The sequence below is a fragment of the Glycomyces sp. YM15 genome, from assembly GCF_016918015.1.
GTDB lineage: Bacteria > Actinomycetota > Actinomycetes > Mycobacteriales > Micromonosporaceae > Glycomyces.
In genome coordinates, this window is record NZ_JAERMK010000004.1 from 142,512 (window position 1) to 154,079 (window position 11,568).

Consider the following 11,568-nt stretch of genomic DNA (forward strand, 5'->3'; position numbering starts at 1 on the left):
GGCGGTCTCCCCTAGCTCGCTTCGCCAGTGGCCTGGTCGGTGTCGAACGGGTGGGTGGTGGTCGCGTACCTGTCGTCGCCGGTGAAGCCGATGAGTTCAAGCGCTTCCGGCGTGGTCATGCCCTCGACGCGGGCGTTCACGAAGGTCTCGTAGTCCTCCGGCGAGACCACGCGCATCTCGAAGTTCATGAAGGCGTGGTAGGCGCCGCAGAGCTCGGCGCACCGGCCCACGAAGGTGCCCTCGGACTCGAAGTCGACCTCCCAGCGGGTGGTCTGCGCGTCCGAGCCCGGGATGAGGTCGCGCTTGAAGAGCAGGTCGGGGACCCAGAAGGAGTGGATGACGTCTTCGGCGTTGCCGACGAAGCGCACGTCCTCCTGGTTGGGGACCACGATGATCGGGATGTAGTCCGAGTCGCCGGTCTCGGTGACGGGCTGGCCGTCGGCGCCGATGAGCGGCTCGCACTGCTCGTCGGAGTAGGTGAACTGCCAGTTCCACTTGAACGCGGTGACGTTCGTGCAGTTGCTGGGCTCGTCGCTCATCTCGGTGACGTTGTCCTGCACGATGACCGTGTAGTAGAACAGGATGCCGATGAGCACGAACGGCAGCGCCGTGAAGGTGAGCTCGGCGGGCAGGTTGTACTTGGTCTGGCGGGGCAGCTCGGTGTCGCTGTCCTTCTTCTTGTAGGCGGCGATGCACCAGAAGGTCAGACCCCACACGATGACGCCGACCGCGAGCGCGGCGACCGTGGAGCCGATCCACAGATCGAACATCTGCTCGGACTGGGTCGTGGGGCGCGTGCGCGGCCAGCCCAGGTAGAACGCGTCGTCAAGGCTGCACCCCGCGAGCACGATCGGGAGCAGCGCGGCGATCCCGGTGAGACCTATCGCGCGGCGGGCTCGGCCGCGACGTACTCGGGACGGTTTTCCGACCACCTGTCTCATGCCTTTCTCAGCGCTCGGCTCCGCGTCCGCCGCCGGGCGGGCGGCAAGGCGCAGATCTTGACGGCAAGAGCCTACTGCTTGGCCCGGGCCCGGAAGTGCAAGGGGTTGGGTTCGCGGCGAGATGTCTTCTACATTTGACAGGTGACCGACACGTACTTCGACGGCGCGACCGCGCAGCCGCCCCATCCGGCGGCCCGCGATGCTTATGCTGCGGCTTTGTCGGAGGGCTGGGCGGGTCCCGGCCGACTGTACACATTGGGCCGGAGGTCCCGGATGCTCCTGGAGGCCGCCCGCCGGTCGGCGGCCGCCTCCTTGGGCGTGAGTCCTGATGAGGTCACTTTCACATCGAGTGGGACACAGGCCGTACACGCTGGCGTACTCGGCGTCATCGCGGCCCGGAGCGAGCCGGGGCCGCTGGTGCACAGCGCGGTGGAGCACTCGTCGGTGCTGCACGCGGCAGCGTGGCACGAGCGGTCGGGCGGGACGGCGGTGGCGGTCCCGGTGGACCGGCTCGGGCGCGTCGACGCCGATCCTCTGGCCGGGGTCGAGGACGCCTCGGTGCTGGTCGTGCAGAGCGCGAACCACGAGGTCGGCACCAGGCAGCCGATCGCCGAGATCGCGGCGAACGCGGGCGGCGTGCCGCTGGTGTGCGACGCGGCCGCGAGCCTGCCGTGGGAGCCCGTACCCGAGGGGTGGTCGGTGCTGGCCGCCAGCGCCCGGAAGTGGGGCGGGCTGTCCGGGGCCGGGATCCTCGTGGTGCGCAAGGGGACGCGTTGGCGGAATCCGTTCCCCGGGGAGGACTCCTCGATCCGGGAGGCGATCGGCGAGATCGACGTGCCGGCGGCGGTGGCGGCGGCGGCGTCGCTGCGTGCGGTGACCGCTGAGCGTGACGCGCTGTCGAAGCGGGCGCGGGCGATGACGGAGCGGATCAGGGAGCACATCGCCGAGACGATTCAGGAGGTGGAGCTGCCGGGCGATCCGGTGGACCGGCTGCCGCACATCGTGACGTTCTCCTGTCTCGGGGTGGACGGCGAGGTGCTGCTGACGGAGTTGAACCGGGCCGGGTTCGCGGTGTCGTCGGGTTCGGCGTGCGCGTCGACGCGGTTGCGGCCTTCGCATGTGCTGCAGGCGATGGGCGTGCTCAGTCACGGGAACGTGCGGGTGTCGCTGCACCGGGAGACCACGGAGGACGAGGTGGACCGGTTCCTGGAGGTGCTGCCGGGCCTGGTCGAGGGCATTCGGCGGCTGTCGAGGTAGCGGCCCGGGGCTCGGTGCGGTCGCGACCCCGGCGGCGCGAATCGGATTGCCGTGCCGGGCGGCTCCTGGCAGGATGCGGGCCATGTCGGCCCCCTCACGCCAGATCCGCGCCGTCTTCGACGCGGACGCGATCACCGTCTACCAGGCGTACTCCCCCGCGATCGCCGAACCGGCGCTGGCCGCGCAGCGGTTCGCACCGCCGTTCAAGCGCGAGCGCATGACCTGGATCAAGCCTTCGTTCCTGTGGATGATGTACCGCTGCGGCTGGGCCTCGAAGCCCGGTCAGGAGCGGGTCCTCGCGGTGCGGATCGCCCGGGAGGGCTTCGAGTGGGCGCTGGCGCATTCGTGCGGCAGCCGGCCGGCCGAGGGCGAGACCGTAGCGGCCTGGAAGGCCCGGCTCGCCGCGTCGCCCGTGCGGATCCAGTGGGACCCCGAGCGGGGTCCTGGTCTGGAGCGGCTGGAGCACCGGTCGATCCAGATCGGCCTCTCGGGCGAGGCGGTGGACCGGTATGTCGACCAGTGGATCACCGCGATCGAGGACGTCACCGATCTCGCCGTGCGCGCCGGTGCGGCGGCCCGGGCAGGGCGCGGCGAGGAGGTCCGCCGACTGCTGCCGGTCGAACGGGCGTATCCGCTGACGGCGCGGCTCGCCGTGTTCGCGGGCGCCTCGGATCAGGCGAGGCCGTAAGCGTCCAGTAGGGAGTCGAGCATCGCCTCCTGGGTCTCGGCGCTGTAGGACTCGGGGTCGAAGCAGGCGAGTTGGGCCGCGCCTTCGGCGGCGCCGACGAGGGCGAAGGCGGCGGCGCGGACCCGGGCGGGCCCCCAGTCCGGGGCGGCGTCCGCCACGAGGCGCTCGACGCGGTCGCGCCAGGCGCGGTTGTTCTTGCGGTGCAGGGCGATCAGGTCGTCGTCGCCCACTGAGGCCGCGAGGAATCCCATCCACACCAGGGCTTCCTGCGCCGAGTCCTCGTTCAGCGCCATGCCCTGGGCGAGGATCGCGCGCAGTGCCGCGCGCGGCGTCCCGGTCTCGGCTTCGAGGCGTTCGACGCGCACTCGGGTGCGTGCGTGCAGCAGGTCGCGCGCGTGGGCGAGCAGTGCCTTGCGCCCGGGGAACCGGTGCATGACCAGGCCGGTGGTGCAGCCCGCCTCGGCCGCGACGGAGCGGATCGTCAGGTGCTCGATCCCCTTGCCCGCCAGGATGCTCCAGACCGCCTTCGAGATGCGCTCCTGCTGCGCCCCGTGATCCGCCCTGCGTGCGATGGCCCGCTCCCCTCGTTGTCGTAACAAGTGTTACCGTAACATCTGTTACGACACTCCCGACGACGAGGACCCGCCATGCCGACCACCGCCACCTGGACCATCGAGGCCCGCGACTGGGAAGACCCGCAAGGCGTCGCACTCCGCACGAGCCAGCGCGCCGAACTCGACGAGCGGTACGGCTGCGACGACCACGAACCCGGTCCGCTGCCGTCCGCCGAGGACGTCTCGGTATTCCTCATGGCGTTCGGCCCCGACGGAGCGGCGATCGGGTGCGGTGCGCTCCGCGAACTCGACGCCGAGTCGGCCGAGGTCAAGCGCATGTACGTCGTCCCCGGGTCGCGCGGCTCCGGCGTGGCCCCGGCGCTGCTCGCCGCACTGGAGGACGCCGCCCGCGAACGTGGCTGGGTCACGGTGAAACTCGAGACCGGCGTCGCCCAGCCCGACGCGATCCGCTTCTACGAGCGCGAGGGCTACCACCGGATCCCCCGCTTCGGGCACTACGCCGACTGGGACCTCTCGGTCTGCTACGCGAAGTCCCTCGCGTAGAAATCCTTGCGCCGCGGGCAACCCGGCCGCGGTTTACCGCGTATTCCTCTTGCACCCCTTTGCGCTCGAGAGGAACCCCCGATGCGACGGTCCCCCATCACACCGTTGAGAGCCGCGGCCGGAACGGCCGCGATGCTGACGTCCCTTGCGGCCCTGGGCGCCTGCACGGAGGGCGGGCCCGAGCGGGAGCAGCCGCCGGAGGAGACGAAGGTCGACCTCGTGGCGCTGCTGAACGAGAACGACCGGCTCTTCAAGGAGCTCTATGAGATCGAACCGGACATCACCCGCGCGTGCCTCGAGAACGAGGGGTTCTCGGTGCACGACGAGATGGCGCTGTACCAGTTCCAGGTGATCGGTGTCGATGAAGGCGGGCTCCAGGAGGACTACTACAGCTTCAGCGAATGGCTCCCCGAGCCCGACCTGGCCGCCCAATGGGGCTTCGGCCAGTGGGTCTACCAGGCAGGGGAATCGGACGACCTGATCACCGAGTACAACGAGCTTCGGTACCCCGAGGAGCCCCAGCCGGTCGAAGAGGAGTACCCGGACAACTCGGCGTTCGAGGCGCTCGACGCCGAGGACAAGATCGCCTGGTACACGGCGTTCATGGGCGAGGAGAAGATGACGTACGAGGACCGCGCCTGGCAGTTGCGCAACCCCGACGCGTCTGACGAGGAGGTCTCGCAGCGGCTCTCCAAGATCCAGAACCGCGAGGACGACGGCTCCATCGGAGGCGACCTCGAGATCATCCCGCCGAAGCCGGGCGGCTGCGAACTCGCGACGATCGAGGCGCTGTACGGCGAGCCGCAGCTGATCGAAGAGGACTTGGGCGAGGGTGTCGAGGAGGGGCTGGCGATCTTCACCTGGAAGTTCCGGCCCGAGGAGCCCCCGGTCCCGCCGACGGACCAGGCGTCGATCGACGCGGCGACCGCCGACGTGTCGGCCGCGTTCCTGACCTGCGTCGCCGAGGCCGGACACGGCGAATGGGAGTTCCAGGAAGGCGGCTGGCTGCCGGTGTCCGAGTACTTCTACCGGGTCTACCTGGGCGAGGACCACGAAGAGCGCTATGAGGAGGGCTTCGAACCGCCCGAGGTGACGATCCCCGACCCGCCCGCCGACCTCCCCGGCGATTTCGAGGGCAAGAAGGCGTACGAGATCGAGATGGCCGTCGCCTTCAGCGACTGCTCGGAGGAGGTCGGGTACCGCGAGGCGGTCATCGCGGCGATGGACGCGGAGGAGCTGGCGTCGTACGAGGCGATCGAAACGGACCTGTTCGCCTACCAGGACCGGCTCCGCGAGGCGCTGAAAACCGCGCAGGACCTCCTCGAAGCCTGAGTGCCCGCCCCGCGGAGCGCCTAGGCTCAGCGGTGGGCCGCCCGCCGGGCGGCCCACCGAGCAGACGGGAGGTCGAGCATGGGACGGCAGGAAAGGCCGCGACCCGAGGACGCCGAGAACCGCCTCGACGACGAGGGCCGCAAGACCGGGCTGTGGTCGGAGGAGGACGCCCGCGGCGGCTTCGTCGTCGGCGAGTACGTCGCGGACCAGCGCGAGGGCATCTGGCGGCACTATGCGAGGGACGGCCGCCTCCGGTCCGAAGGCGGCTACGCCGACGGCCTCCTGCACGGCCAGTGGACCTGGTGGCGCGCCAACGGCCAGGTCCTCCAGCGCGGCGACTTCGACCACGAGAAGCGCGAAGGGCTCTGGGAACGGTGGACCGCCGACGGGGCCCTCATCGACAGCGGGCGCTACGAGCAGGACAAGAAGGTCGGCGAGTGGCACTACTACAACCCCGACGGCACCCTCAAGAAGTCCGTGAGCCACAAGCCCCGCAGGTGAGCGCAGCCGCCTTACGCCGCTTGGCGATAGGGCTGATACGCCGTCCTCCCGGTCAGCCGCGCCTCCATCGCAAGGCCGAGCCTCGCACGGTTGAACTCCCCGCAGCGCGCCATCGCGGCCGCGGGGGCGAGGAACTCGAACGCCTCGATCTCTCCGGCTCGGGGCCGGATGCCTCGAGGGTCCGCGACGACGCCGGCATCGAAGAGGTAGAACGTCATCGGCAGCCCGGCGTAACCGGGGTCGGGCAGCCAGTCGAGGACGAGCAGGTCGCCGACCGTCAGGTCGAGGCCGATCTCCTCCCGGATCTCGCGGGCGCAGGCTTCGTGGGGCGACTCGCCGCGGTCCACCCAGCCGCCCGCGAAGCCCCACTCGTCCCGGTACGTCGCCTTGACCAGCAGCACGCGGCCTTCGGCATCGGTCATGAACGCGCCCGCGACCGTGGCCGAGACGGCGATGCGGTCGCTGAGCGCCCGACTCGGGGCTTCACTGTTCGTCATGCGCCCGAACGTATCGGACTCCGGCGACATCGCAACCGCAATTCGAGGCAGTGGTCACGCGCGGAAGGCCGCCTCCACCGCGTCGAGGTTCGCCGTCCACCAGGTGATGAGCCGGTGGTCCCGGAAGAACAGGTCGTCGCACCCGGCGTCGTCGCGGTCGTAGTGGAAGTCGAGTTGCCAGCAGTGCGCCAGGATCTTCCACCAGCGGAGGCGGGAAGCCCTCGCCAGGTCTACGGGGTCGATCGGGCGGACGCTTCGGTAGCCGGCGAGGAAGGCGGCGACCTTGGGCAGGTCGATCCGGGCGTCGGGCGTGCAGAACTGATAGGCCGCGGTGCGGGCGAGTTCCTCGGCGTAGGAGCCGACCCGGACGCGGTCCCAGTCGATGACGGCGCCGATGCGCCCGCCCGACCAGACGAGGTTGTAGTTCTGGCAATCGCCGTGCGTCCAGCCGCCGGGGCCGGTGGCCGCGTCCGGGCCGGGGCGGAGGTGAGCGTTGGCGGCGATGAGGTCGAGGCGCTGCTGGAGCACCGGGACGGCGGCGCGGTCGAACTCGTTCTGAGAGGGGCGCTCGGCGGCGAGTTCGAGAAAGCGTCCGGTCTCGGCGAGGGCCGCGTCCGGATCGGAAACGTCCGTCGGAGACTGCTGGGGCGCGGGGAGACCCGAGTCGGGGTCGGCGAGCGCGTCATGGATGCGGGCGATCACGGCGCCCATGTGCCCGGCCTGGGCGAGGGACAACTCCGCGCCGGGGTGAGTGCCGTCGACCCATTCGCAGAGGTAGTACGCGTTGCCCTCGATCTCGTGGACCAGGTCGCCGGTGCTGTCGGCGACGGGCGCGGCGACCGGGATGCCCCCAGCGGCAAGGCGTTCGAGGAGGCCGAGGTTGCGGCGGACCGCGGCCGGGTCGCGGTCGGTGAGGTGTTTGAGCGCGAAGCGGCCGCGGTCGGAATCGAGGTACCAGTTCCGGTTCATGCGGCCGTCCGTGAGGTGACGGATCTCGCGGAGCCCGCCGAGCAGGTAGGCGGAGGCCAGGGCGTCGAGGTCGGTCGGGGCGGCGGGGTAAGGGTCCTGGTGCACCCGAGCAGGGTAGACCCGGGACCGCTTCGCGGCCACGAGTACTGGCAGCGCGGAAGCCGCCGACATCGATGTCGCGGGGGGGGGGGGGGGGGGGGGGGGGGGGGGCCCCCCCCCCCCCCCCCCGCCGGGGATCGATTATTTCACGGCGTGCGTGACATCCCGCTCCTCGGCGTAGAAGCAGGCCGTCGGGTGCGTTCCCTTGTCCCCCACCTCAAGCGAGGGCATCTCCTCCGCGCAGTGGTCCGTGGCCTTCCAGCAACGGGTGCGGAACCGGCAGCCCGAGGGCGGATTGATCGGGGACGGGACGTCGCCCTGCAGGATGATCTCGTCGCGCTGGCCCCGCAGGTCCGGGTCCGGCACGGGCACCGCCGAGAGCAGGGCCTGCGTGTACGGGTGCCGGGGGTGGTCGTAGATCTCACGGCCCGTGCCGCGCTCGACCACCTTGCCGAGGTACATCACCGCGACCTCGTCGGCGATGTGGCGCACCACCGAGAGGTCGTGCGCGATGAACACGTACGCCAGTCCGAGCTCGTCCTGCAGGCGCTCGAGGAGATTGATGACCTGCCCCTGGATCGATACGTCCAGGGCGCTCACCGGTTCGTCGCAGACGAGCACCTGCGGGCGCAGCGCCAGCGCGCGGGCGATGCCGATGCGCTGGCGCTGCCCGCCGGAGAACTGGTGCGGGTAGCGGTTCACGTGGTCGGGGCTGAGGCCGACCATGTCGAGCAGGTCCTTGACCTCGGCGGCGCGCTGCTGCTTCGGGATCACCTCGGGGTGGATCTCGAACGGCTCGCCCACGATGTCGCCCACGGTCATCCGCGGATTGAGCGAGGTGTACGGGTCCTGGAAGACCAGCTGGATGTCCCGCCGGAACGGCCGGATGCGGCGGGCCGAGAGATTACCGATCTCCTTGCCCTGCAGTTTGATCGAACCTGAGGTCGGGGTTTCCAGGCCCACCAGGAGCTTCGCGAGCGTCGACTTGCCGCAGCCCGATTCGCCCACGACGCCGAGGGTCTTGCCCGGGTAGAGCTTGAGGTCCACGCCGTCGACGGCCTGCACCTGCCCCACGGTGCGTTTGATGACGACGCCCCGCTGGATCGGGAAGTGCTTGACCAGGTCCTTCGCTTCCAGGGCCGGCTCGGTACTCGTGTTCGCTTGGCCGAGTTCAGCGTTCATCGGCGTAGACCTCCTCGGCGAAATGGCAGCGGCTGCCGTGCCCGTCGGCCGGCTCGAGCCAGGGCGGCACGTCCGTGACGCATTCGTCTTCGGCGGCGAAGCAGCGCGGATGGAACGGGCACCCGCTCGGCAGGTTCGCCGGGTTCGGCGGGAGCCCTCGGATGACCTCGAGCTCCTGCCCGACGGTGTCGACGCGCGGGATCGAGCGCAGCAGGGACTTCGTGTAGGGGTGGGCCGGGCGTTTGAACGCGTCGCGGATGCCCGCGCGCTCGACCACCTCCCCGGCGTACATGACGGCGACCTCGTCGGCGACGTCAGCCACCACCCCGAGGTCGTGGGTGATGAGGATCAGGCCCATGTTCCGCTCGGTCTGGATGTCCTTGAGCAGCCGCATGATCTGGGCCTGGACGGTGACGTCGAGGGCGGTGGTCGGCTCGTCGGCGATGAGGATCTCCGGGTCGAGCGCGAGCGCCATCGCGATCATGACGCGCTGGCGCATACCGCCGGAGAACTGGTGCGGGTAGTGCCCGACGCGGCGCTTCGCGTCCGGGATGCCGACGAGGTCGAGGAGCTCGATCGCCTTCGCCTTCGCCTCGGCGCGGCTGAGCCCGCGGTGCACGCGGAACAGCTCGCCGATCTGGAAACCGACCGACCACACCGGGTTGAGGGCCGAGAGGGCGTCCTGGAAGACCATCGCGATGTGGTTGGCGCGCACGCCGCGGCGGGACTCGGCGTCGAGTTTGAGGAGGTCGACGCCCTGCAGCCGCACCTCCCCCGCGGTGATCCGCGCGGGCGGCGTGTCGAGGATGCCCATGACGGCCTGGCTCGTCACGGACTTGCCGGAACCGGATTCGCCCACGATGGCGAGGGTCCGGCCCAGTTCGAGCGTGAAGCTCGCCCCGCGCACCGCAGGGATCCTGACGCCGCGCAGCCGGAACTCGACGTGCAGATCGTCCACTTCGAGCAGCGGCTGGTTCTGGTCGATGCCCGGCAGCGTGTCGCCGATGACTCGGATTTGCGTGACCATCGCTCGCTCACCTCAGTTTCGGGTCAAGGGCGTCGCGCAGGGCGTCGCCGAAGGTCGCGAATGCGAACACGGTGATGAGCAGGAACGCCATCGGCCACAGCAGCAGGTACAGGTACCCGCCGGCGGCCCAGCCCGTGCCCTCGGCCAGCAGGATGCCCCAGCTCGTCGCGGGCGGGCGGATGCCCAGGCCCAGGACGGCCAGCACCGACTCGGTGACGATGATCCCGCCGACGGTGGTCGGCACGATCGCCGTCACCGGAACGATCGCGTTGGGCATGATGTGGCGGAACATGATCCGCCGGTCCCGGGCGCCCAGGCAGCGCGCCGCCGCCACGTAGTCGAGGTTGCGCGTCTCGATGGTCGCCGCCCGCACGTACCGGGCGAACTCCATCCACCCGAACACCGCCAGCGCGAGCGCCGCCGGGGCCACCGCTGGTATGAGCTCTTCGGAGCTGCTGCGCCCGCGGAACAGGGCCAGGAGCAGCAGGGCGCCGAGGAGGAACGGCACGACCATGAACACCTCGAGGGCGCGGGAGATCACCGCGTCGGTCCAGCCGCCGTAGTAGCCCGAGAGGATCCCCATGACGAGTCCGATGAGGACGCTGAGGACGATCACGGAGACCGCGAGGAGCAGGGTCGGCCTGGTGCCGTATACGAGTTTGGCGGCGAAGTCGCAGCCGAACGCGTCGGTGCCGAGCGGGTGGTCGCCGGTGAACCAGGTGTCGGGGCGCTGGCGGGCGAGGCGGCCGGAGCAGCTGCGCGGGTCGGCGTCGGTGAACAGGGTCGGGAAGAGCGCCATGGCGACCGCGACGAGGATGAGGAGCGCCGCGATGATGACGTCGACGCGGCGGACCATGCGGTGGAAGGCGTCCTTCCACAGCGAGGCCTGCGGGGCGTCGGGGCTCTTGACGGCGCCGGGTACGGGCTCGGGGAGGGGTTCGGTGCGGTCAGGCATAGCGAATCCTCGGGTCGAGTAGGGCGTACATGAGGTCCACGACGAGGTTCACGGCGAGCACGACGACGGCGATGACCACGAACGAGGTGATCACGATGCTGACTTCGGTGCCGAGCAGCGCGTTCCACAGCAGTTGGCCCATGCCGGGGATCTGCATGATGCCCTCGGTGACGACGGCCCCGGTGAGGATGAACGCGAAGTTGTAGCCGATCGCGGTCACCACGGGGATGAGCGAGTTGCGGACGATGTGGACGTTGGCGACGCGTCTTCTGCTGAGGCCCTTGGCGTGTGCGGTGCGCACGAAGTCGGCGTGGTAGTTCTCGAGCTGGCTGGCCCGTACGAGGCGGGTCATGCTGGCGAGCCCGGCGGTGCCGAGGAGCAGGCCCGGGATGATGATCGTCATCCATGGATGGTCGACGTCGTAGGTGGGTCTGAAGAGCTGGCCTATGGCGGAGTCGCCGCCGAATATGCCTCTGACCCAGCGGGTCAGGGGCACGGCGATGAGCGACGAGTAGATCAGCATGATGAGGAAGACCGGCACCGAGTCGACGAGGATGGTGCCGCCGCGCACGAAGTGGTCTTGGAAGCGATTGCGGTGGCGGGCGGCCCAGGAGCCGAAGACCATCGCGAGCACCACGAGGGTGACGATGGAGAAGGCGAAGAGCCGCAAGGTGTTCGGGATGGAGATGGCGAGGAGTTCGCCGACGTCCCGGTTGCCGCGGAGGGTGGTGCCGAAGTCGCCCGCGGCGTAGGCCTGGAGCCGTTCGATGAACGGGGCGATGCAGGGGTCGCCGGTGCGTTCATAGCACGGGTTGTCGAGGTTGTACATGGCTTCGACCTGGGCCAGTGCGGCGGCGTTGGGCGTGCGGTCGCCGAAGAAGAGGCGGGCCGGGTTCCCGCGGACCTGGACCGAGAGGGCCATCAGCCAGTGCATCAGGAAGAGCACCAGGCCCAGTGTCAGGAGTGCCTGCAGCAGGCGGCGAATGACGTAGCGTCCCATTG

Annotated in this window: 13 protein-coding genes; 5 read left to right on the forward strand and 8 right to left on the reverse strand. The window is 70.0% G+C overall.

Annotated elements, in window-relative coordinates:
• Window positions 1-11 precede the first annotated feature (11 nt).
• Window positions 12-941, reverse strand: coding sequence for a cytochrome c oxidase subunit II (locus JHY01_RS27635; protein WP_374199502.1), 930 nt, complete (start codon window positions 939-941; stop codon window positions 12-14).
• Between the two features lie 141 nt (window positions 942-1,082).
• Here JHY01_RS27635 and JHY01_RS06340 point away from each other — a divergent pair, with 141 nt between their 5' ends.
• On the forward strand, window positions 1,083-2,198 hold the full coding sequence (locus JHY01_RS06340) for an aminotransferase class V-fold PLP-dependent enzyme (protein WP_205324766.1): 1,116 nt from the start codon (window positions 1,083-1,085) through the stop codon (window positions 2,196-2,198).
• An 82-nt stretch (window positions 2,199-2,280) separates the two neighbouring features.
• Window positions 2,281-2,886 carry a DUF4291 domain-containing protein gene (locus JHY01_RS06345; protein ID WP_205324767.1) on the forward strand — a complete coding sequence of 202 codons (606 nt, stop codon included), beginning with the start codon at window positions 2,281-2,283 and terminating at the stop codon, window positions 2,884-2,886.
• Here the strand turns inward: JHY01_RS06345 and JHY01_RS06350 are convergent.
• Complete coding sequence (locus tag JHY01_RS06350; protein WP_205324768.1) at window positions 2,871-3,485, reverse strand: TetR/AcrR family transcriptional regulator; 615 nt, start codon at window positions 3,483-3,485, stop codon at window positions 2,871-2,873. The genes JHY01_RS06345 and JHY01_RS06350 overlap by 16 nt on opposite strands.
• 48 nt (window positions 3,486-3,533) lie before the next feature.
• On the opposite strand from JHY01_RS06350, the gene JHY01_RS06355 reads away from it, so the two are divergent.
• From JHY01_RS06355 to JHY01_RS06365, 3 genes are all read left to right on the forward strand, one after another.
• Window positions 3,534-4,004, forward strand: coding sequence for a GNAT family N-acetyltransferase (locus JHY01_RS06355; protein ID WP_205324769.1), 471 nt, complete (start codon window positions 3,534-3,536; stop codon window positions 4,002-4,004).
• Between the two features lie 81 nt (window positions 4,005-4,085).
• Window positions 4,086-5,336 (forward strand): hypothetical protein, encoded by a 1,251-nt coding sequence (locus JHY01_RS06360; protein WP_205324770.1) that lies wholly within the window; start codon window positions 4,086-4,088, stop codon window positions 5,334-5,336.
• Between the two features lie 78 nt (window positions 5,337-5,414).
• Complete coding sequence (locus JHY01_RS06365) at window positions 5,415-5,837, forward strand: toxin-antitoxin system YwqK family antitoxin (protein WP_205324771.1); 423 nt, start codon at window positions 5,415-5,417, stop codon at window positions 5,835-5,837.
• A gap of 11 nt (window positions 5,838-5,848) precedes the next feature.
• Here the strand turns inward: JHY01_RS06365 and JHY01_RS06370 are convergent, their stop codons facing one another.
• From JHY01_RS06370 to JHY01_RS06395, 6 genes are all read right to left on the reverse strand, one after another.
• Window positions 5,849-6,334 carry an NUDIX hydrolase gene (locus JHY01_RS06370; protein ID WP_205324772.1) on the reverse strand — a complete coding sequence of 162 codons (486 nt, stop codon included), beginning with the start codon at window positions 6,332-6,334 and terminating at the stop codon, window positions 5,849-5,851.
• Between the two features lie 54 nt (window positions 6,335-6,388).
• On the reverse strand, window positions 6,389-7,408 hold the full coding sequence (locus tag JHY01_RS06375) for a phosphotransferase (protein WP_205324773.1): 1,020 nt from the start codon (window positions 7,406-7,408) through the stop codon (window positions 6,389-6,391).
• A gap of 135 nt (window positions 7,409-7,543) precedes the next feature.
• Window positions 7,544-8,584 carry an ABC transporter ATP-binding protein gene (locus JHY01_RS06380; protein ID WP_205324774.1) on the reverse strand — a complete coding sequence of 347 codons (1,041 nt, stop codon included), beginning with the start codon at window positions 8,582-8,584 and terminating at the stop codon, window positions 7,544-7,546.
• Window positions 8,574-9,611 (reverse strand): ABC transporter ATP-binding protein, encoded by a 1,038-nt coding sequence (locus tag JHY01_RS06385; RefSeq protein ID WP_205324775.1) that lies wholly within the window; start codon window positions 9,609-9,611, stop codon window positions 8,574-8,576. The genes JHY01_RS06380 and JHY01_RS06385 overlap by 11 nt, the downstream gene beginning before the upstream one ends.
• A gap of 7 nt (window positions 9,612-9,618) precedes the next feature.
• Entirely contained in the window at window positions 9,619-10,566 is a 948-nt protein-coding gene (locus tag JHY01_RS06390; RefSeq protein ID WP_205324776.1) for an ABC transporter permease, read from the reverse strand.
• Window positions 10,559-11,566: an ABC transporter permease gene (locus JHY01_RS06395; protein WP_205324777.1), complete on the reverse strand. Its 1,008-nt coding sequence runs from the start codon at window positions 11,564-11,566 to the stop codon at window positions 10,559-10,561. The genes JHY01_RS06390 and JHY01_RS06395 overlap by 8 nt, the downstream gene beginning before the upstream one ends.
• Window positions 11,567-11,568 lie beyond the last annotated feature (2 nt).

Excerpts from the sequence above, each read along its gene's own strand:
- JHY01_RS27635 (WP_374199502.1), bottom strand. The coding sequence starts at position 941 with ATGAGACAGGTGGTCGGAAAACCGTCCCGAGTACGTCGCGGCCGAGCC.
- JHY01_RS06365 (WP_205324771.1), top strand. The coding sequence starts at position 5,415 with ATGGGACGGCAGGAAAGGCCGCGACCCGAGGACGCCGAGAACCGCCTC.
- JHY01_RS06355 (WP_205324769.1), top strand. The coding sequence starts at position 3,534 with ATGCCGACCACCGCCACCTGGACCATCGAGGCCCGCGACTGGGAAGAC.
- JHY01_RS06370 (WP_205324772.1), bottom strand. The coding sequence starts at position 6,334 with ATGACGAACAGTGAAGCCCCGAGTCGGGCGCTCAGCGACCGCATCGCC.
- JHY01_RS06345 (WP_205324767.1), top strand. The coding sequence starts at position 2,281 with ATGTCGGCCCCCTCACGCCAGATCCGCGCCGTCTTCGACGCGGACGCG.
- JHY01_RS06385 (WP_205324775.1), bottom strand. The coding sequence starts at position 9,611 with ATGGTCACGCAAATCCGAGTCATCGGCGACACGCTGCCGGGCATCGAC.
- JHY01_RS06360 (WP_205324770.1), top strand. The coding sequence starts at position 4,086 with ATGCGACGGTCCCCCATCACACCGTTGAGAGCCGCGGCCGGAACGGCC.
- JHY01_RS06395 (WP_205324777.1), bottom strand. The coding sequence starts at position 11,566 with ATGGGACGCTACGTCATTCGCCGCCTGCTGCAGGCACTCCTGACACTG.
- JHY01_RS06380 (WP_205324774.1), bottom strand. The coding sequence starts at position 8,584 with ATGAACGCTGAACTCGGCCAAGCGAACACGAGTACCGAGCCGGCCCTG.
- JHY01_RS06390 (WP_205324776.1), bottom strand. The coding sequence starts at position 10,566 with ATGCCTGACCGCACCGAACCCCTCCCCGAGCCCGTACCCGGCGCCGTC.